Source organism: Pseudomonas asiatica (assembly GCF_040214835.1).
Classification (GTDB): domain Bacteria; phylum Pseudomonadota; class Gammaproteobacteria; order Pseudomonadales; family Pseudomonadaceae; genus Aquipseudomonas; species Aquipseudomonas putida_Z.
This window is the reverse complement of record NZ_CP157874.1, coordinates 4,350,140-4,371,580: the sequence shown is the minus strand read 5'-3', so window position 1 is coordinate 4,371,580 and position 21,441 is coordinate 4,350,140. Positions and strand designations below refer to the sequence as shown.

The window sequence follows — 21,441 nt, the reverse complement described above, 5'->3', positions numbered from 1 at the left end:
GGCCTTGTGTCGCGATAGGGGCGCAAAGCGCCCCCGGCGCCCTCTCAGCAAACCACTCTGGTTCGGTGTTTATAGGGAATTATAGAAAGACTATAGAGCGATTATAGATTGTGGTTGATGAGGGGGCGCGCAGCCCCCTTTGCTGCCTCAAGCCGGCTCCAACGCCTCCACCACTTTCCCCCGGCTAAGGTGCACCACCTTGTCCGCCGTATCGAAGTACCGGTCATCATGCGAAATCACGATGATGGTCTTGCCCAAACGCTTCAGGTCCGGCAGCAGCTCGGTGTAGAACACCCGGCGGAAGGTCGGGTCCTGGTCCGCTGCCCATTCGTCGAACACCAGCACCGGCCGCCCGTCCAGCCAGGCATTGACCAGTGCCAGGCGCTTGCGCTGGCCGGTCGACAGGTCGGTGGTGGTAAAGGCACCATCGCGCACGCTCACCTTGTGGGCGATCTCCAGCCGCTCCAGGTAGCGTGTGGCATCGCTGGGCAGGCTGTGTTCATGCTCGGGCAGGTCGTCGAACAGGTAGTAGTCGGCGAACACCGTGGTGAACAGCTGGCGATAGTCATCCAGCCCCTCCGGGCCGACGGCCTTGCCGTTCAGGCGCACTTCGCCGCTTTGCGGGGTGTACAGGCCCAGCAGCAGCTTGATCAGCGAAGTCTTGCCGCAGCCGTTCTCGCCGACGATGAACAGGATCTCGCCCGGTTCGATGCTCAGGTTCACCGGCCCCACGCGGAACGGCTCGTTGCCGTCCACCGGCGGGTAGGCGTACTCGACGTTGTGCAGTTCCAGGTGCGCGCTGGCCGGGGCGGTGCGCTTGACCGGCGGCTCCAGCAGCAGGTGCGGCTCGGGCGAGGAGAAGCGCTCGGACAGGTCGGCAATGCGGCGGAACGCCACCTGGGCGCGGCCGAGGATAGGCAGGTTGCCGATCAAGGTTTCCAGCGGGCCTTTCATGTACAGCAGCACCAGCACGAAGCCGCTCATCACCGCCGGGTCGTTGCTCGGCCATAGCGATTGCAGGGCCAGGGTCAGGCCGATGACCACGAAGAACAGCATTGACCCCAGGCTCTTGGCCGCGACGAAGATGTTGATGGCGCGGATATGGGTGTTGGCGATGAAGTCGGCGGTGCCCTGGATGTTGCGGGTCAGCATGGCGTGGCGGCGGCGGCGGTCGATGCGCAGCTCCTTGGCGCCCTCGGCGATGGCCGAGTAGTGCTTCTGCAGGTTGTCTTCGGCATCGCGGGCGGCGTTGAAGCCGGCCACGCCTTTCTGCCTGGCCACGTACTGAATACCACTGCCAATGCCGATGGCCGCCAGGGTGATGAGGAAGATCGGCCACGACAGCCAGGCCAGGTAGGCCATGCAGCCAGTCACGGTGGTGAGCGAGATGGCCAGCGGGGCGAAGGCGAAGGCAAAGTCGCTGATGGTGTCGACGTCGCGGGTCAGCACCGGGATCAGGCGATGGGTGCGGTAGCGCTCGATCTGCTCGATCGGCGCCGACAGCACCTTGGCGCCGAGGTCCTTGCGCAGCCTGGCGATGACTTTCTGCCCAACGTAGTTGGTGCCGCTGTCAGCCGCCACGCTGCTGACCAGGGCCAGCACGCACAGGCCGGCGAAGGCCAGGATCACGCCCTGGCTCATACCGCCAGCGGCATGCAGGCCCTGGTTGACGGTGGCCAGCAGGGCGGTCACGGCAAGGCCGCCGAGCATGCCCAGCAGCACCGAGACGATTACCGCCGGGCGGTAGGGTTTCAGCAGGCCCAGCAATTCGCGGATGGCCCCGGGGGAGGAGGTTTTCATGAAGCGTGATCTCGCTGGTGAGGTGGGGGCGGGTCAGCTGCCTAGGGTCAGGGAGCCTTTCATCAAGGTGCCATGGAACGGGAACGAGCAGTAGAAGCTGTACGCGGTACCTGCCTTCAGCGACCGGACGTCGAGGCTGATGCTGTCTGTTTCACCGCCGCCGATCAGGCGGGTGTGGGCGATCACCCGGGTATCGCCGGGCTTCACGTAGTCCAGTGCCTCGCCGGCTTTCTGGCCGTCGTCGAGCACGCCTTGCATGTCGGCCTGGGTACTCAGCACCCAGTTGTGGCCCATCACGTTCTTCGGCATGTCGCCAGGGTGGGTGAGCGTGACGGTGAACACGGCGCAGGCCTTGGGCACGGTGATGGCGGCCTTGTCGAAGGTCATCTGGTCGGTGCCATGGATTTCCACGGCGCATGGCTCTGCCGACCACGCGGCAGGGGCCACGGCGAGCAGGGCGAGGAGCAGAAGCTGGCGAGTCATGTACGGTTCCTGGGCGATAGAAGGGTGCACATCGTTCAGACGAACCGGCGCGCGCCGGCTTTACCTGTGTGTGCGGGCCGGGTGAATTTCCCCATCGCCCGCTCGTTCATTCAGTCAGGCGCCGACATGGCGCACATCCCGATTTCGCCGCCTATGCGGCCCTGGCCTGAGGTGACCGGACATGAGTGAACTGCTGAGCTTTGCGATCGAACCCCTGGACGCCGCACGCGGCAACCTGCCATTGCTGGTGCGCGCGCCGGAGCCGGGTATCGACCTGCTGGAAGCCTTTGCCGAGTTGCAGCCGCTGGTGGACCGGCACCTGCTGCAGGCTGGCGGCATCCTGTTTCGCGGCTTCGAGGTGGGTGGCGCCGAAGCGTTCCGCCAGTTCGCCGCTTCCTTCGGTCACCCGCTGCTCAACTACGAGTTTGGCTCCACCCCGCGCAGCAACGTGACCAAGGGCGTGTACACCTCCACCGAGTACCCGGCGCACCAGAGCATCCCCCTGCACAACGAGCAGGCCTATACCCTGGAATGGCCGATGAAGATCTGGTTCTACAGCGTGATTCCCGCCGAGACCGGTGGCGAGACGCCGATTGCCGACAGCCGCGAGGTGTACCGGCGCATGCCGGCGCGCATTCGTGAGCGGCTGGTGGAGAAGGGGCTGATGTACGTGCGCAACTACGGCAACGGCCTTGATGTGGAATGGTCGCAGGTGTTCAACACTGAAGACCCGCGCCAGGTCGAGGCCTATTGCCGGGCGCATGCCATCGAGTGCATCTGGAAGGATGACGGCGAATTGCGCACCCGCCAGCGCTGCCAGGTGGTGGCGCGCCACCCGGTGACCGGGGAGGATGTGTGGTTCAACCAGGCGCACCTGTTCCATGTGTCGAACCTGCAGCCAGAAGTGCGCGAGTCGTTGATGGACATCGTCGAGGAAGAGGACCTGCCGCGTAACGTGTATTACGGCGACGGTACGACCATCGAGGATTCGCTGCTCGATGAAGTGCGCGGGGTGCTGGACGAATGCACCATCAGCTTTCCGTGGTTGGAGAGCGATGTGTTGATGCTCGACAACATGCTCGCGGCGCATGCGCGGTCGCCGTTTACCGGCAAGCGCAAGGTGGTGGTGGCGATGGCGCAGGGGCATTCCGAGTTGTTGCGCTGACAGTTCTCAAGGTACTGCAAGGCCCCTGTGGGAGCGGCCTTGCGTCGCGATGCGCCGCGCGGGCGGCGCTCGATCTCACAGGCACTGAAAGGGTTGTGGCGAACACCTGTCAGCCCAGATGCATTCCCCAGACATAACTCTTGCAACCTACAACAATCCCAGACTCTTCCTACGCCTCGGGACTGGCAACTCCACCCCCTGCGAAATACCCTACAACCTCTGTCGACACGCGTCTGATTGTTCCTGCAAATCCCGCACTCTAGGCTTTGCCCGTCGCTGACGGTTCAGCGATCGGGTGTGGAAACCTGCAGCAAGCATTTCAGGTTATGTCGTTCATGGCGGCTGTACCCGGGAGGCCTCGTGCCTACCGAGTTTCTCTGAATGCACTCGGGTTTCCACCCCGTGTACAGCCGCCACCCTTCGTGTGGAAACGGAAGAGGCGGTCAACGAGCATTCAGGAAAACCCATGACCGACTATACCAAAACCACCCCAGGCGTTACCTACTTCTACCAAGGCGAAGGCCAAACCCATCCGCTGTTCCGTATCGCTGAGGGCATCCCCTGCCGCAGCGCCCGGGAGCAAGCCTCGGAACTGATGGGCTATGCACGCGACTTGTCACTGACCGGTTTGATGGATGGCGATCAGCAGATGCTCTGGGCATCGCATTACTTTGCAGCCATGGCCAAGGCGTTGTTGGATGATGCCGAGTTGGGTTTGATGCGCTGATCCTTGTATTGGCTGGGCTGGCCCTTTCGCGGCTAAAGCCGCTCCTACAGGGATTGTGCATGCCTCAGGTTATGCAGAATGCCTCAGGCTGTGCACAACTCCTGTGGGAGCGGGCGTGCCCGCGAACACCGGCGCAGCCGGTACCATACAATCAGTGGCAAACCGATCTTTACGTCATTTAGTGGTTGGCATAATGAGAAATTAGTGCAAGTAGAGCGGCGGAGGGCGACCAGCTGATAATTAGGTAATGGTGATCAGCTTCGATATAGAGACTACGTGAAGTCGGTGTTTTTGAGTGCGCTGGTTTGCTTGAGGTTCGGTGTTATATGAAAGATTTGAGTTCATCTGTTTTGTCTCTCAGTCTAGCAGTTTCGTCAGGTAATAGATGGCTATCCAAGCGATGCCAATGGTGTTTAGTGATGATGCAATAAGAATTTTTCTTCTTAACTTCTCAGGGAATTGTAAATGGTCTTGCTCATCCAATAGCCCGCTGCGAATGCTTGAGGCGGGGGACCCAATGGCGCCAGCGATTACAGAAATAACTAGAACTCTGGAACCTATCTTTTTCTCTCCCCACATGCCGGTCGCAAATGGAAGGCACGCGCTCCGTTGGAGTGCTGAGGTCATTTCTTTATATTGGCGAGAGCACGCAATGTGAAGGTCAGATACAAGCCCGATTAAGGCGAGGCAGATAGGAGTGCCTAACAGAAATAGTCTTAGTTTTACATCAAGATGCTCAATCATTTTGAAAATCTCGAAGCTCTGTTGTGGTTATATTATGAAGTAGTTTATGATTAGCCAGCTAAAACCGGCGGTGTTAAGCCATGATGCGATAGTGATTTTGGCTTTCAGATGTTTAGGGAGCTGCTCAAAATCCCGGGCATCAAGCGAGCCTTTTCGAATGCTGGAGTTTGGTAGTGTGATAGCACCCGCTATCATGAACGTTACCAGCATTCTTGAACGTACACTTTTCTCTCCCCAAAGTCTGACGGAATATGAGAGGCATGGGCTTCGGTGGAGTGCTGCGGTCATTACTTCATATTGACGAGAGCATGCGATATGAAGATCCATCGCGAGTGCGGTTAGGCAGAGGCAGAAAGGGGAAGCGACTAAAAATAGTTTTAGCTTGATGTCGAGATGATCAATCATCTTGAAAAGCCTCGAAAATTATTTCGCCGATTTTTTCACCGCCTTTCATGCCTGCAAGGCTTCCCGCCAATGCTCCTCCGCCAGTGATAACTATTCCGCATACCAAGCTCGCAGGACCTGCTCTCCAACAAACTTGGGTTGCGGCCTTTCCTCCCATCTTTGCGCCAAACCATCCCCCGGCTAAGCCGCCAGAAAAATTTCCCGCTTCAGTAACTCGGACTTTTTCACAGGCCTTTGTATTGCCAGCCTGGCATACTTCGGAGACTTTTATTGCTGAGCCAATTCCGCCAACAGCAATACCGATGCGCCCTCCGTGTTTCAAGTATTTAGCCATTTTGGCCAGCTTGTTTAAGTGTGTCGAGTAGCCAGGGATATGTCCTGGGGCGCCAGCTTTGCTCCAATGGTGCACCAAGCTTCTCGAGGAGATTCCCAAGTCCCGTCGTAGGCTTTCATAGTTGCCAAGGTTGAGGTGTTTGTTCAGAACAGTCGCATTCAGGTTTGTGCTTAATTTTTTGAACAGTTTTTGACGTTCCGAAAAAAACTCTGGATGGCGAAGATGCCCATGCTTGATGAATTGCTGTCTATGCAGGTCTTCAATTTTTTGCAATGTGACGCTGATTTCATCCAACGATTTGGCAACCATCGCCTCAGTCACCCCCATCGCCAAGCTCACATCGCTGAGTAATCCGGCAATTTCGGCCTGATGGCGCATCAAGAAGTCAGCTTCTTCCGCTGTGAGATCTGCCAAGTCCTCCCGCGCCTGTTTCGCCGCACTCATCGCAAAATGCTCTTCCCGAGTGCACGCCGGGCGCCTCAAGCCATCACCAATGACAAAGATCTCACCTGCCTTGAAACCACGCTGATACGTCGGGTTCAGCCGCTCCAAAATTGACCGAGGCAGGTTGGCCTGCGGCGCGCCCAGCTCTGCCAGGACTTCCTGGTATGACATACAGCGCGGAACGATGTAGAAGCCGGGCTCCATGCCTTGAGGAGTGGGCGAGGGCTGAACCACCTCAGGCTGATAGGTACTTCTTATCGGGTTACCCGTCTGGGCCTGTGCTGGTGCCTCACGAACAGGCTCAGATGCGGGTGCCCCGCGCGAAGCCGGAGGTGCGTACCCACTTGCAACCAGGCGATTGCTGCCCTGTGGGCACCCGCATTGCACCAGTGCTCCGTCCAGAGCCGTGGGAATACCATCCTGTCGCCAGCGGACTTCGCCCTCGACGATGGTGCCCGCTTGTCCACATAGCGGGCAGGGTGTGGTCGGGTCGCCTTGAAGTAGCCAGTCGCGGCCATGCACACGGCCCCTGGCTTGGCTGGCAATGCAGATGGCGCCTGTGGTGGTTTCGTCGCCGTCCAGGCCTTGGTATCGGCCGAAGATGTTCATGCGCATGCTCATGGCTCGCCTCTTTTTCAGGTGGAAGCCAGGAACCTAGCAGGCGGTTGGCGGGTATTTTCGGGGTGGTGGGGGTTTGGGAAGGGTCCTACAAGGAATAGAGATTTGGACTACGTCATTTTATTGATGGCAATGCCGGCCTCTTCGCGGGCATGCCCGCTCCATAGAACAACACATAAGTCATTGATTTAGCAGGGCTCTGTGGGAGCGGGCGCGCCCGCGAACACCGGCGTAGCCGGTGCCATACACCGCGTTAGGCCCTTCGCGGGCGCGCCCGCTCCCACAGGGATGGTGCTGGGCCTAAGGTTGGCGCCACTAAATCACCCCCCCACACCTTCGTCTGACAGTTACCGCTCGACTGCCAGGACACCGCTCGACATGAATGCCGACCAAACGCTCAAGCTCGCCCGCCGCTTCATCGAACTCAGCCCCGACAAGCGCCGCCTGTTCCTCAAGGCGCTGCAGGGCGAGGGCATGGATTTTTCCGTGCTGCCGATTGCGCCCGGGGTGGAGGTGGCCGAGCGTGATCAGCTGTCGTACGCCCAGCGGCGCATGTGGTTCCTCTGGCAGCTCGACCCGCAAGGTGCGGCGTACAACCTGCCCATGGCCGTGCGCCTGAATGGCCCGCTGGACCTGGCAGCCCTGCAGCATGCCTTCGATGCCCTGGTGGCCCGCCACGAAACCCTGCGCACCCGCTTCGTCGCCGACGGCGATGACGTGCGCCAGCAGGTCGATGCCAGCGCTGCCCCGTTGCAGCTGCGCCAGGATGCCCTGGCCGGCCTGGACGAAGACGCCCGTCAGGCCGCCATCGAAACCATCGCCGAAGCCGAAGCCCTGGCCCCCTTCGACCTGGCCAGCGGCCCGCTGTTGCGGGTGCGCCTGCTGCAACTGGCGGCACAGGAGCACATCCTGCTGCTCACCCTGCACCACATCGTCGCCGACGGCTGGTCGATGAACGTGCTGATCGACGAATTCCTGCACCTGTACGATGCCGCCGTGGCCGGCAGCGAAGCCCGCCTGGAACCGCTGCCGATCCAGTACCGCGACTACGCCCTGTGGCAGCGCAGCTGGCTCCAGGCCGGTGAGCAGGAGCGCCAGCTGGCCTACTGGCAGGCGCGCCTGGGCGACGACCATTCGCCGCTGGAACTGCCACTGGACCGCAGCCGCCAGGGCCGCCCCAGCTATCGCGGCGCACGTCACGAGTTCCCCATCGCTGCAGATGTCGCCGAACGGCTGCGCGGCCTGGCACGCAAGCATAACGTCACCCTGTTCATGGTCCTGCTGGCCGCCTTCAAGCTGCTGCTGCAGCGCTACAGCGGCCAGTCGGCGATCCGTGTCGGCGTGCCCATCGCCAACCGCAACCGCTCCGAAAGCCAAGGGCTGATCGGCTGCTTCATCAATACCCAGGTACTGCACACCGAAATCGACCCGCTGCTGGACATCACCGGCCTGCTTCAGCGCGTGCGCGAAACCGCCGTAGGCGCGCAAAGCCACCAGGACCTGCCGTTCGAGCAACTGGTCGAAGCCCTGGACCTGCCGCGCAGCAGCGAGAGCCCGCTGTTCCGCGTGCTGTTCAACCACCAGGCGCAGGTGGCGGATGTGCAGGCCATCGAGACCCGCTCCGGCCTGAGTCTGGCGCCTGTCGTGCTGGCAAAGCACAGTGCCGGCTTCGACCTCGCGCTGGACACCCATGAGCGAGCGGGGCAGCTGCACGCAGCGTTCACCTATGCGACCGACGTTTTCGATATGGCCACCGTCGAAGCCCTTGGCGAGCAGTGGCTGGCCCTGGTGCAGGCATTGGCCGACGAAGCGGGTGGCGCAGTCGGCGAGCTGCCATTGCCAGGCCTGGCCCCTGCCATTGGCGCGCCTGTGCAGGCTGACGCAACGCTGCTGGTTCACCAGCGTTTTGCCTTGGCCGCCAGCCGCCACCCCGAACGCACGGCGGTGATGGCTGCGGGCGAGCAGGCCAGCTTCGCCGAACTCGATGCCCGCGCCGAGGCCATTGCAGGCCGGCTGGTGGAAGCCGGAGCAGGGCCGGACACACTGGTCGGTGTGCTGGCCGACCGCAGTGTCGGCATGCTCGCCAGTATCCTCGGCGTGCTCAAGGCCGGTGGCGCCTACCTGCCACTGGAGCCCGAGCAGCCGGCCGAACGCTTGGCCTACATGCTTGCCGACAGCGGCACGCGCCTGGTACTGGCGCCCGGTAACTGGCAGGCCGAACTGCCCGAGGGCGTGCAGCGCCTGGACTGGGCGCAAACCGGCAACGGCAGCGCCGCCCGCATCGCCCCGGCGCCGGCCAACCTGGCCTACGTGATCTATACCTCCGGCACCACCGGCCAGCCCAAGGGTGTGGCGGTCAGCCACGGCGCCCTGGCCAACTACGTCGAAGGCATCGCCGCGCGCCTGCCGCTCGAGCGTATCCGCAGCATGGCGCAGGTCTCGACCCCGGCAGCCGACCTCGGCCACACCATGCTGTTCGGTGCCTTGTGCGGCGGCCATACCCTGCATTTGCTGCTACGCGAGCAGGTGCTGGATGCCGAAGGCTTCGCCGCCTACCTGGCCGAGCACCAGGTAGACGCGCTGAAGATCGTACCGTCGCACCTGGAAGCCATGTTGGTGGCTGGCCGCTCGGCGCTGCCGGCACAGTGCCTGGTGCTCGGCGGCGAGGCCATCAGCCCGAGCCTGCTGGGCAAGATCCGCAACCTGGCCCCGGCGCTCAAGGTGTTCAACCACTACGGCCCGACCGAAACCACTGTCGGTGTGCTGGTCGCCGAACTGAACGGGCAGGCCAGCCTCGGCCAGCCCCTGGCCAACACCCGCGTCGCGGTGCTCGACCGCTGCCTGCAACCCCTGCCGGCCAAAGCCAAGGGCGAGCTGTACATCGGTGGCGCCGGCCTGGCCCGTGGCTACCTGAACCGCCCGGCACTCACCGCCGAGCGCTTCGTCCCCGACCCGAACGGCAGCCACGGCCAGCGCCTGTACCGCAGCGGTGACTGGGTTCGCCAAGGCAGCGACCTGCAGTTCGCCGGGCGCATGGATGGCCAGGTGAAGGTCCGCGGCTATCGCGTGGAACTGGCCGAAATCGAAAACCAGCTGCGTGCCCTGGGCGGTGTCGCCAATGCCCTGGTGCGCGTGCATGGCCAGGCGCCGCAACTGCAACTGGCTGCCTGGCTGGTGCCCAGCCAGATGCCGGCCGACAGCCTGGCCTGGCAGGAATCGGTCCGCGCCAGCCTCAAGAGCCTGCTGCCCGAGCACATGGTGCCGACCCACCTGATAGTGCTGGAGCACCTGCCGGTCACGGTCAACGGCAAGGTCGACGTCAAGGCGCTGCCGGAACCCGTCGCCACCCAAGTAGCCTATCAAGCGCCGCAGACCCCGCTGCAAGCGCAATTGGCACAGATCTGGGCGCAAGTCCTGCAAGTACCGCAGGTAGGCCTGGGCGACAACTTCTTTGCCCTTGGCGGCCATTCGCTGCTGGCCACCCAGGCGTTATCGCGGATACGCAAGCAGCTGGGCGTGGATATTCCGCTGCGCAGCCTGTTCGACACCGTCGACCTGCAGGCCTTTGCCCAGGCAGTGGTCGAAGGCGAGCAGGGCGCAGGCCTGGACATCGAGATCCTCGACCGCCAGCAACCGCTGCCGGTGTCCCGCTCGCAGAACCGCCAGTGGCTGTTCTGGAAGCTCAACCCCGAAAGCCTGGCCTACAACACGCCGATGGCCGTGCGCATGCAGGGCCACCTCGACCACTGCGCCGTGCAGGCTGCGCTGGATGCCTTGGTAACCCGCCACGAATCGTTGCGCACGGTGTTCGTCGAGGCCGACGGCCTGCCCTGGCAGCGCATCCTGCCGGCCGCCACGGTACCGATCGGTTTCGAAGACCTCAGCGGCCAGGACCACGCCGCGCAGATGCGCAAGCTGGAAGCCGAAGCCTTCGTCCCGTTCGATCTGGAGCGCGGCCCGCTGCTGCGCGCACGCTTGTTCAAGGTGCATGCGCAGGAGCACCTGCTGTCGCTGACCTTGCACCATATTGTCTCCGATGGCTGGTCGATGAGCCTGCTGGTGCGCGAGTTCGCCGCCGCCTACAACGCCGCCGCCACGGGCCAGGCGCAAACCATCGAGCCACTGCCGGTGCAGTACGCCGACTTCGCCGCCTGGCAGCGCAAGTGGCTGGCCGAGGGGCAGATGCAGGCGCAGATCGCCTATTGGAAGGCCCGCCTGGAAGACGACTTCGAAGTGCTGGAACTGCCTGCCGACCGCATTCGCCCGCAGGTCAAAAGCTACCAGGGCAGCCGCTTCGACGTGCGCCTGCCACAGGCCCTCACCGAGCGCCTGCGGGCACTGGCGGTGGCATCCAACGCCACGCTGTTCCATGTGTTCCTGGCAGCCTATGCCATCGTGCTGTCGCGCTACAGCCGCAAGGGCACGCTCAACATCGGCGTGCCGGTCACCAACCGCAACCGCCTGGAGCTGGAAGGGCTGATCGGCTTCTTCATCAACGTGGTGGTGGCCCGTATCAGTGTCGATGGCAGCCAGCCTTTCGCGCAGTTGCTGGCGGCAATCAAGGAAACCACCTTGCAGGCACAGGCCAACAAGGACGTGCCGTTCCTCGAGGTAGCCGAGGCGCTGTACCCCGACCGTGGCCAAGGTGTGAACCCGTTCTTCCAGGTGCTGTACAACCACCTGCGCGACCTTGGCCAGCAGGTATCCAGCGATGCCCTGCACGGCCTGCAGGTCAAGGAAGTGGACCTGCTGGAGCCGGGCGCGCAGTACGACATTTCGCTCAATACCCTGGAGCGCTCCGACGGCGTGACTGCCTCATTCAACTATTCCACCGACCTGTTCGATGTCGCACGTATCGAGCGCATGGCCGGGCATTGGCAAGCATTGCTGGAAGCCATCTGCGCCGAGCCACAGCGCCGCATTGCCGAGCTGGACTTCCTTGGCAGTGCCGAACGCCAGCAGCTGACCCACGGCTGGAACCCGGCGCCCCAGGCTGGCAGCGGCTTGTGTGCGCACCAGCTGCTGTCACTCCAGGCCCACGAGCGGCCGGATGCGCTGGCGCTGATCTTCGACGACCAGCAGATGACCTACGCCGAACTGGACCGCAGCAGCAACCAGTTGGCCCACCGCCTGCGGGCGCTGGGCGTGGGGCCGGACTGCCTGGTTGGCGTGGCTGTCGAGCGCGGTCTGGGCATGGCCCTGGCGCTGATCGCCATTCACAAGGCGGGTGGCGCCTATGTGCCGCTGGACCCGGACTATCCGCAAGAACGCCTGGTCTACATGGTCGAGGACAGCAATATCGGCCTGCTGCTGGCCGATGCTCCTTCGCGTGAGCGCCTGCAACTGGGCAAGCAACTGCCATGCGTGGTACTGGAGCCGGGCACCGAGTGGCTGCACGCCTGGCCCGCCGAGCCGCTGGCCAACCTGGCGGCACCGCACAACCTCGCCTACGTCATCTACACCTCCGGCTCCACCGGCATGCCCAAGGGCGTGGCCATCGACCACCAGGCCCTGTCGCTGTTCTGCCAGGTGGCCGGCGACTATTCGCGCCTCACCCCGGGCGATCGCGTGCTGCAGTTCGCCACGATCAGCTTCGATGGCTTCATCGAGCAGTTCTTCCCGCCGCTGGCCCAGGGCGCCTGTGTGGTGCTGCGCGACCTGCGGCTGTGGGACACCGCCACCCTGCTGGACGAGATCAACCGCCACGGCGTGACCGTGGCCGACCTGCCGGCGGCCTACTGGCGCCTGCTGGCGCTGGAGCGCCGCGCCCCCGAGGCCTATGGCCGGCTGAAGCAGATTCACGTGGGGGGTGAGGCGGTGCCGGAAGATGCCCTGCGCGCCTGGCTGGCCGACGGCCCGCCAGCGGTGCGCCTGCTGAACACCTACGGCCCGACCGAAGCCACCGTGGTCGCCACCACCTACGACTGCTCGCAGATGACCGTGGAGCAGATCAGCCAGGGCGGCGTGCCGATCGGGCGTGCCTTGCCGGGGCGTACCCTGTATGCCTTGGACGATGGCCTGGCGCCGACACCGGTGGGCGTGCCCGGCGAGCTGTTCATCGGCGGGGCAGGGTGCCTGGCGCGCGGTTATCACCAGCGTCCGTCACTCACCGCCGAGCGTTTCATCCCCGACCCGTTCGACCCGGTTGGCGGTGGCCGCCTGTACCGCACCGGCGACCTCGGCTGCTACGACGAAAATGGCCAGCTGGCCTATCGCGGCCGGGTCGACCACCAGGTGAAGGTGCGCGGCTTCCGTATCGAGCTGGGTGAGATCGAGCAGTACCTGCGGGCGCACCCGGACGTTCGCGAAGCCACCGTGTTGGCCGTCGACCTGCCCAGTGGCAAGCAGCTGTGCGCCTATGCGGTGCCGGCCGAAGGTTACCGCGGCGATCTGCGCCAGGCCCTGAAGCAGTACCTCAAGGCCAGCCTGCCGGACTACATGATCCCGGCCTACCTGGTGACCCTGCCGAGCATGCCGCTGACCCCCAGCGGCAAACTCGACCGCAAGGCCCTGCCACTGCCAGACCCGAACCAGCCACAGCATGAATATCAGGCGCCGCAGACCGAGCGGCAGCAGCAGCTGGCGAACATCTGGGCGCAGTTGCTTAACGTTGCCCGGGTCGGCCTGAACGACAACTTCTTCGAGCTGGGCGGCCACTCCTTGCTGGCGGCCCAGGCAGTGTCGCGGATCAACGTCGAGCTGGGGCTGGACATACCCCTGCGGCTGATCTTCGGCCACCCCGAACTGCGCGCGTTCGCCCAGGCACTGGACGAGCAGGGCCTGTCGCTCTCCGACGATGGCCTGAGCGATATCGAACAAATGATGAATGCATTCACAGAGGCCTGACATGGAACTCACTGCCGCACAACGCATCGCCCAACGTTTCGTTGGCCTCCCCGTGGAGCAACGCCAGCAGATCCTGGCAAAGATGCAGGCCACCGGGCAGAGCTTCCGGCTGCTGCCCATCGTGCCCGCACGTCAGGGCCTGGCGCGTATTCCGCTGTCGTACGCCCAGCAACGCCTGCTGTTTCTCTGGCAGCTGGAGCCCGACAGCCCGGCCTACAACGTGCCGATGGCGGTACGCCTGAAGGGCGCGCTGGACCAGGCGGTGCTGCAGCAGGCGCTGGATGCGCTGGTGCAACGCCACGAGTCGCTGCGCACGCGCTTCGCCTCGGAGGAGGGCGAGTTCTACCAGGAAATCCTCGAGCACTGCCCGCTGGCGCTGGAACGGGTGATGTTCGACGGTGCCGCCGACGAGGCAGCGCTGAGCGTGGCGGTGGACGCCGCCCTCAAGCAGCCCTTCGACCTGCTGGCCGGCCCGCTGCTGCGGGTGACCCTGCTGCGCGTGGCCGCCGATCACCACGTGCTGGCGCTGAGCATGCACCACATCATCTCCGACGGTTGGTCCAGCGATGTGCTGGTGCAGGAATTCATCCAGCTATACAGCGCCCTGGCCGAAGGCCGGCAGGCCGAGTTGCCGGCGTTGCCGATCCAGTACGCCGACTACGCCATCTGGCAGCGCGCCTGGCTCGAGGCCGGTGAAGCGCAGCGCCAGCTGGCCTACTGGCAGGCCCAGTTGGGCGACGAGCAGCCGGTGCTGAGCCTGCCGCTGGACTTCGAGCGCCCGGCCACGCCCAGCCAGCGTGGCGCGGTGGTGCGCGTGGACATCGGCGCCGAACAGGCCGAGGCCCTGCGCAGCCAGGCGCGCAAGGGTGGCCACACGTTGTTCGTGCTGGTACTGGCGGCCATGGCGGTGGTGCTGTCGCGCTACAGCGGCCAGGCCGACATCCGCATCGGCGCCCCGAACGCCGGGCGCAACCGCAAGGAGCTGGAAGGCCTGATCGGCTTCTTCATCAACACCCAGGTGCTGCGCGTGCAGGTGGACGAGCGCGCCACCTTCGCCGCGCTGCTGGAGCAGGTAAAAGACGTGATCGGCGGCGCCCAGTCGCACCAGGAACTGCCGTTCGAGCACCTGGTCGATGCCTTGCTGCCCGAGCGCAACCTGGCCCACAACCCGCTGTTCCAGTTCAAGATCAACCAGCACGTGGCCGCCAGCGATGCAGGGCGCAAGCGCCTGGGCGCGCTGGAGGTGGAAGGCTTTGCCCGTGACGGTGGCGATGCCCGCTTCGACCTGGCGTTCGACTTCTCCGACAAGGCCGACGGCATCGAAGGTTACTTCACTTACGCCACCGACCTGTTCGAGCAGGCCACCATCGAACGCATGGCCGCTTCGCTGCGCCAGGTGCTGGATGCGCTGATCCGTGACCCGCAGCAGGCGATCGTCGACAGCCCGCAAGTGGCGACGCTGCTGCCGGCGGCCACGCAGGCCTACCCGCACGGCAACTTCCTCGCTTTGTGGCGCCAGGCAATGGCGCAAGGCCAGGCCCACGGCGGTGTGCGTGCTGGTGACCGGTTCATGACCCAGGCCGGGCTGGAGGCGGCGTCCAACCGCCTGGCCGACTACCTGCGTCAGCACGGCGTCGGTGCCGGCAGCATCGTCGCCCTGTGCCTGCCGCGCTCCATCGAGTGGGTCGGTGCCTTGCTCGCGGTGCTCAAGACCGGCGCCGCCTATCAGCCGCTGGACACCCAGCAGCCGCAGGAGCGCCTGCAACAACTGATTGCCGACAGTGGCGCCGCCATACTCCTGCATGAGCCGGGCGACCAGCGCTTCGCCGGCCTGGACGGCGTGCAGCTGATTGCCTGTGATCACACCGCCTGGGCAACCTGCAGCGACAGCCCGGTCGAGGTGGCCATCGCCGCCGAACAACCGGCCTATCTGATCTACACCTCGGGCTCGACCGGCCAGCCGAAAGGCGTGGTAGTCAGCCACGGGGCGCTGGCCAGTTACACCCAGGCGGTGCTGGAGCGCCTGCAACTGCCGGCCGCAGCGAGCATGGCGATGGTGTCCACCACCGCGGCCGACCTGGGCCACACCGTGCTGTTCGGTGCCCTGGCTTCGGGCCGCCTGCTGCACCTGTTGCCACAGGAACTGGCGTTCGACCCGGATGGCTTCGCCAGCTACATGGCGCAGCACCAGGTCGGCGTGCTCAAGCTGGTGCCGAGCCACCTGCAAGGCTTGCTGCAAGCGGCCCGCGCCGCCGATGTGCTGCCCGCCGAGGCATTGATCCTGGGTGGTGAGGCATGCAGCTGGGGCCTGTTGGAAAAAATCCGCGAACTGCGCCCGGCTTGCCGGGTCATCAACCACTACGGCCCGACCGAAACCACTGTAGGCGTGCTCACCTTCGAGCCGGGGCAGCCGCTGCCAGGTTGCCGCACGGTGCCGGTCGGGCGCCCGCTGGGCAACGCCTGCGCCCAGGTGCTGGATGGCTATCTCAACCCGTTGGCGGCGCAGGTGCCCGGTGAGCTTTACCTGGGCGGGCAAGGCGTCGCCCAGGGCTACCTGGGCCAGCCAGCGTTGACCGCCGAACGCTTCGTGCCGACCGAGGGTGGTGCCCGCCTGTACCGCACCGGCGACCGCGCGCGGCGGACTGCCGATGGCCTGGTCGAGTTCATCGGCCGTGCCGACGACCAGGTGAAGATCCGTGGCTATCGCGTGGAGCCAGGTGAAGTCGGCCGGGTGCTGGCCGGCCTGCCCGGTGTCAGCGAGGCCGTGGTACTGGCCTTGCCACTGGAGGGCGATGCCGAGCGCTTGCAGCTGGTGGTCTACGGTGTGGCCGACGCCGGTGTGACCGTGCAGCAACTGCAGGCGCAATTGCAGGCACGCCTGCCGGACTACATGGTGCCGGCGCAGATACTGCTGCTGGAGCGCCTGCCACTGACCGCCAACGGCAAGCTCGACAAGCGTGCCTTGCCGGCACCGGGCGCGGTCAGCCGTGGCTATGTGGCGCCGCAAGGCGATATCGAGGAGAAGCTGGCCGCAGTGTGGGCCGATGTGCTCAAGCTGGAGCAGGTCGGCAGCACCGACAATTTCTTCGAACTGGGCGGCGACTCGATCCTCAGCCTGCAGATCATCGCCCGGGCCAAACGCCAGGGCATCAGGATCACCCCCAAGCAGTTGTTCGAACAACAGACCATCGCCCAGCTGGCCCAGGTAGCCAAGCGCATCGAGGCCAAGCAAGCGGTTGCGGCCGCAGCCGTGGACACCGCCACCAGCGGCGAGTTGGCATTGCTGCCGGCCCAGGCGCGTTTCTTCGAGATGGAGATCGCCCAGCCGGCGCATTGGAACCAGTCGGTGCTGCTCAAGCCTGCCAGCCCGGTGCAGGTGCAACACCTGGAGGCAGCCCTGCGCGCCGTGGTCGAGCAGCACGATGCCCTGCGCCTGCGCTTCAGCCGTGGCGAAAGCCAGTGGCAGGCGCGCTTCCAGCCGCTGGACAATGCACCACTGCTGCGCCAGCGCAACCTGGCCGCACTGAGTGAGCTGGACGCCGCCGGCAACCAGGTGCAGGCCAGCCTGAACCTGGAGCGCGGGCCGCTGCTGCGTGCCGAACTGTTCGATTTCGCCGATGGCCAGCAGCGCCTGCTGCTGGTGGTCCATCACCTGGTGGTCGACGGTGTGTCGTGGCGGGTGTTGCTGGAAGACCTGCAAGCGGCCTACCGGCAATTGCTGAACGGTCAGGCCGTGAGCCTGCCCGCCAAGACCACCTCGGTGAAGACCTGGGCCGAGCGCCTGGCCAGCCATGCCGGCAGCCCCGCATTGCAAGCACAGCACGACTACTGGCTGCAGGCGCTGGCCGGCGACCACGCCGAACTGCCGCGTGACAACCCGCTGGGCAGCCTGGCCAACACCCATGCCCGTACCGTTGCCACGCGGCTGGATGCCGAGCGCACCGCCAAGCTGCTGAAACAGGCCCCGGCGGCCTACCGCACGCAGATCAACGACCTGCTGCTGACCGCGCTGGCGCGCACCCTGTGCCAGTGGAGCGCACAGGACAACGTGCAGGTACTGCTGGAGGGCCATGGCCGCGAAGACCTGTTCGACGACCTCGACCTCAGCCGCACCGTGGGCTGGTTCACCAGCCTGTTCCCGGTGCGCCTCACACCCGGCCAGGACCTTGGCCAGTCGATCAAGGCGATCAAGGAGCAACTGCGCGGCGTGCCGGACAAAGGCCTCGGCTACGGCTTGCTGCGTTACTTCGGCGATGCTGAAGTGCGTGACCGGCTCGAGCGTGCCGCCCAGGCCCGTGTCACCTTCAACTACCTGGGCCAGTTCGATGCCAGCTTCGATGCCGAGGCCGGCGCCCTGTTCACCCCGAGCGGGGAAAGCGCAGGCCGTACCCAATGTGCCGGCGCACAGCTGGGCAACTGGCTGAGCATCACCGGCCAGGTGTACGGCGGCGAGCTGTTCCTGGAGTGGGCCTACAGCGCCGACGTTCATCACCCGGCCACCATCGAGAAGCTGGCCCAGGCCTACGGGCAGGCCTTGGCAGAGCTGGTCGAGCACTGCTGCGATGCGCGGCACCAAGGCGTGACGCCGTCGGACTTCCCGCTGGCCGCGCTGACCCAGGCGCAACTGGACAGCCTGCCGCTGGAGGCCGGGCAGATCGCCGATGTGTACCCGCTATCACCCATGCAGCAGGGCATGTTGTTCCACACCCTTTACGACCAGCAGGCCGGCAACTACATCAACCAGCTGCGCGTGGATGTGGATGGGCTGGATGTGCAGCGTTTCCAGCAGGCCTGGCAGGCCGCGCTCGATGCCCACGACATCCTGCGCAGCGGTTTCATCCTGCAGGGCGAACTGGAGCAGGCCGTGCAGGTGGTACGCAAGGCCGTCGAACTGCCGTGCAGCGGGCACGACTGGCGTGGCCAGCCGGCGCTGGAGCAGGCATTGCAGGCCCTGGCCGAGGGTGAGCGCCAGCGCGGCTTCGACCTTGCTGCCGCGCCGCTGCTGCGCCTGGTTCTGGTACGCACGGGCGATACCCGCCACCACCTGATCTACACCAACCACCACATCCTCATGGACGGCTGGAGCACCTCGCGGCTGTTGGGCGAAGTGCTGCAGCGCTATGCCGGCCTGGCGCCGCAGGCACAGGCCACGCACTACCGCGACTACATCGCCTGGCTGCAGGGCCAGGACGCGGCCGTTGCCGAAGCCTTCTGGAAAGCCCAGCTTGCGGCCCTGGACGAGCCGACCCGCCTGGCCCAGGCCATCGCTGGCAGTGCAGGCACAAGCGGTAGCGGTCATGGCGACCACCGCCTGGCCTTCGAGCCTGAGCAGACCGCACGCATCGAAGCCTTCGCCCGGGCCAACCGGGTCACGGTCAACACCCTGGTGCAATCAGCCTGGCTGCTGTTGTTGCAACGCTGCACCGGCCAGGCCAGCGTGTGCTTCGGCGCCACGGTCGCCGGTCGCCCGGCAGACCTGCCGGGGGTAGAGGAACAGATCGGCCTGTTCATCAACACCTTGCCGGTGATCGGCGCCCCGCGTGCCGAGCAGACCGTGGCCGAGTGGATCGGCCAGGTGCAGGCCGGCAACCTGGCCGTGCGCGAGTTCGAGCACACCCCGCTGTACGATGTGCAGCGCTGGGCGGGGCAGGGCGGTGACGCCTTGTTCGACAGCATCCTGGTGTTCGAGAACTACCCGGTGGCCGAGGCGTTGCAACAGGGCGCGCCCGGTGGCCTGCGCTTCGGCGATGTGGCCGTGCAGGAGCAGACCAACTACCCGCTGACCCTGGTGGTGGAACTGGGCACCACGCTGTCGATGCAGTACAGCCATGACCGTGCGCTGTGGAGCGACGAGAGCGTTGGCCGCCTGGCTGGCTACTTTGCCAACCTGCTGCAGGCGCTGACGGAGAATGCTGACGCGGTGATTGGCGAGCTGCCAATGCTGGGGCTGCCAGAACAGCGACAGATGGTCGAAGGCTGGAACGAAACCCAGGCGACGTACCCGGACGAGCGCAGCATTCACCAGCTGATCGAGGCCCAGGTGTTCGCCACCCCGGATGCCCCGGCGCTGGCCTTTGGCGAGCAGACCCTGAGCTATGCCGAGCTCAACCGCCGTAGCAACCAGCTGGCGCACAAGCTGCGCGAGCAGGGGGTGGGCCCGGATGTGCTGGTGGGCATCGCCATGGAGCGCAGCCTGGAGATGGTCGTCGGCCTGCTGGGTATCGTGAAGGCCGGTGGCGCCTATGTGCCACTGGACCCGGAATATCCCCAGGACCGCCTGAGCTACATGTTCGAGGACAGCGGCATCGCCCTGCTGCTGACCCAGTCGCACCTGCACGAAGCCCTGCCGATCCCGGCCGGCCTGCGCAGCCTGGACCTGGACACCGAGAACTTCGACGGCTACAGCGATGCCAACCCGAATGTCGACGTGGCCCCGCTGAACCTCGCCTACGTGATCTACACCTCCGGCTCCACCGGTCGCCCGAAGGGCGCTGGCAACAGCCATCAGGCGCTGGTCAACCGCCTGTGCTGGATGCAGAAGGCCTACGGGCTGGACGCCAGCGATAGCGTGTTGCAGAAAACCCCGTTCAGCTTCGACGTGTCGGTGTGGGAGTTCTTCTGGCCGCTGATGACCGGTGCGCGTCTGGTCATGGCCCAGCCCGGCGAGCACCGCGACCCGCAGCTGCTGGTCGAAGCCATCAACCACCACGGCATCAGTACGCTGCACTTCGTGCCGTCGATGCTGCAGGCGTTCATAACCCACGAAGCAGTCGAAAGCTGCATCAGCCTCAAGCGCGTGGTGTGCAGCGGTGAGGCGTTGCCGGCCGAACTGGCCCGCCAGACCCTGCAACGCCTGCCGGCGGCGGGCCTGTACAACCTGTACGGCCCGACCGAAGCGGCGATCGACGTGACCCACTGGACCTGCCAGCCGGACGAAAGCATCAGCGTGCCGATCGGCCAGCCGATCGACAACCTCAAGACCCACATCCTCGAGGGCAGCCTGCAACCAGCGGTGCGCGGCAGTGCTGGCGAGCTGTATCTCGGTGGTGTCGGCCTGGCCCGTGGTTACCACCAGCGCCCGGCGCTGACCGCCGAACGCTTCGTGCCGGACCCGTTCAGCGACAACGGCGGCCGCCTGTACCGCACCGGCGACCTGGCGCGCTACCGCGCCGATGGTGTGATCGACTATGCCGGGCGCATAGACCACCAGGTGAAGATCCGTGGCCTGCGTATCGAACTGGGTGAGATCGAGGCGCGTCTATTGGAACTGCCGAGTGTGCAGGAAGCCGTGGTGCTGGCCCAGGACGGGCCAAGCGGCAAGCAGCTGGTGGGCTATGTGGTGCATGCCGACAGCACGCAAGACGAAGGCGCATTGCGCGACAGCCTGCGCGAGGCGCTGAAGGCCGGTTTGCCGGACTACATGGTGCCGGCGCACCTGCTGCTGCTCGGCAAGCTGCCAGTGACGCCGAACGGCAAGCTGGACCGCAAGGCCCTGCCGCAGCCGGATGCCAGCCAGTTGCAGGGCGAGTACATCGCGCCGCAGAGTGCTTTGGAGCAGCAGATCGCGGCGATCTGGGCCGATGTGCTGAAGGTGGATAGGGTTGGCCTGGGTGACAACTTCTTCGAGCTTGGCGGGCACTCCTTGCTGGCCACCTCGGTGATCGTGCGCATCCGGGAGCAAGCGGGGGTAGTGGCCGAATTGAAAGAACTCTTCGAGTTCCCGGTGCTGGCTGACTTCAGTCGTCAACTGGAAGCCAGGACGCCCCTGGTCGATTCCACCCAGGACCAGTTGGCCAGATCCCTGGCGCTGCTCGATAGCCTGAGCATGGAAGAGCTTGATGAGCTGATTTCCTGAGGCCCTGATGTGATCCGTGC

7 protein-coding genes are annotated in these 21,441 nt (G+C 64.9%); 4 read left to right on the top strand and 3 right to left on the bottom strand.

What is annotated here, in order from left to right:
• Positions 1 to 147: 147 nt before the first annotated feature.
• Together ABNP31_RS19460 and azu are read right to left on the bottom strand one after the other, a co-directional pair.
• A complete protein-coding gene (locus tag ABNP31_RS19460) occupies positions 148 to 1,800 on the bottom strand; it encodes a cyclic peptide export ABC transporter (RefSeq protein WP_085665291.1) in 1,653 nt (550 codons plus the stop codon).
• Between the two features lie 33 nt (positions 1,801 to 1,833).
• Positions 1,834 to 2,283, bottom strand: coding sequence for an azurin (gene azu, locus ABNP31_RS19455; protein WP_025340201.1), 450 nt, complete (start codon positions 2,281 to 2,283; stop codon positions 1,834 to 1,836).
• 181 nt (positions 2,284 to 2,464) lie between these two features.
• Here azu and ABNP31_RS19450 point away from each other — a divergent pair, with 181 nt between their 5' ends.
• Both ABNP31_RS19450 and ABNP31_RS19445 read left to right on the top strand, forming a co-directional pair.
• On the top strand, positions 2,465 to 3,448 hold the full coding sequence (locus ABNP31_RS19450) for a TauD/TfdA family dioxygenase (protein WP_085665293.1): 984 nt from the start codon (positions 2,465 to 2,467) through the stop codon (positions 3,446 to 3,448).
• Between the two features lie 466 nt (positions 3,449 to 3,914).
• Complete coding sequence (locus tag ABNP31_RS19445; protein ID WP_350012680.1) at positions 3,915 to 4,175, top strand: DUF3077 domain-containing protein; 261 nt, start codon at positions 3,915 to 3,917, stop codon at positions 4,173 to 4,175.
• A 1,141-nt stretch (positions 4,176 to 5,316) separates the two neighbouring features.
• Here the strand turns inward: ABNP31_RS19445 and ABNP31_RS19440 are convergent.
• Positions 5,317 to 6,723, bottom strand: a complete 1,407-nt coding sequence (locus ABNP31_RS19440; protein ID WP_350012679.1) for a PAAR domain-containing protein — start codon at positions 6,721 to 6,723, stop codon at positions 5,317 to 5,319.
• A gap of 375 nt (positions 6,724 to 7,098) precedes the next feature.
• On the opposite strand from ABNP31_RS19440, the gene ABNP31_RS19435 reads away from it, so the two are divergent.
• Positions 7,099 to 13,566, top strand: coding sequence for an amino acid adenylation domain-containing protein (locus ABNP31_RS19435; RefSeq protein ID WP_350012678.1), 6,468 nt, complete (start codon positions 7,099 to 7,101; stop codon positions 13,564 to 13,566).
• A 1-nt stretch (position 13,567) separates the two neighbouring features.
• Positions 13,568 to 21,421 (top strand): amino acid adenylation domain-containing protein, encoded by a 7,854-nt coding sequence (locus ABNP31_RS19430; RefSeq protein WP_350012677.1) that lies wholly within the window; start codon positions 13,568 to 13,570, stop codon positions 21,419 to 21,421.
• Positions 21,422 to 21,441 lie beyond the last annotated feature (20 nt).

Bases quoted from the DNA above. Each gene is read 5' to 3' on its own strand.
- ABNP31_RS19430 (WP_350012677.1), top strand. From the start codon at position 13,568: ATGGAACTCACTGCCGCACAACGCATCGCCCAACGTTTCGTTGGCCTC.
- azu (WP_025340201.1), bottom strand. From the start codon at position 2,283: ATGACTCGCCAGCTTCTGCTCCTCGCCCTGCTCGCCGTGGCCCCTGCC.
- ABNP31_RS19450 (WP_085665293.1), top strand. From the start codon at position 2,465: ATGAGTGAACTGCTGAGCTTTGCGATCGAACCCCTGGACGCCGCACGC.
- ABNP31_RS19440 (WP_350012679.1), bottom strand. From the start codon at position 6,723: ATGAGCATGCGCATGAACATCTTCGGCCGATACCAAGGCCTGGACGGC.
- ABNP31_RS19460 (WP_085665291.1), bottom strand. From the start codon at position 1,800: ATGAAAACCTCCTCCCCCGGGGCCATCCGCGAATTGCTGGGCCTGCTG.
- ABNP31_RS19445 (WP_350012680.1), top strand. From the start codon at position 3,915: ATGACCGACTATACCAAAACCACCCCAGGCGTTACCTACTTCTACCAA.
- ABNP31_RS19435 (WP_350012678.1), top strand. From the start codon at position 7,099: ATGAATGCCGACCAAACGCTCAAGCTCGCCCGCCGCTTCATCGAACTC.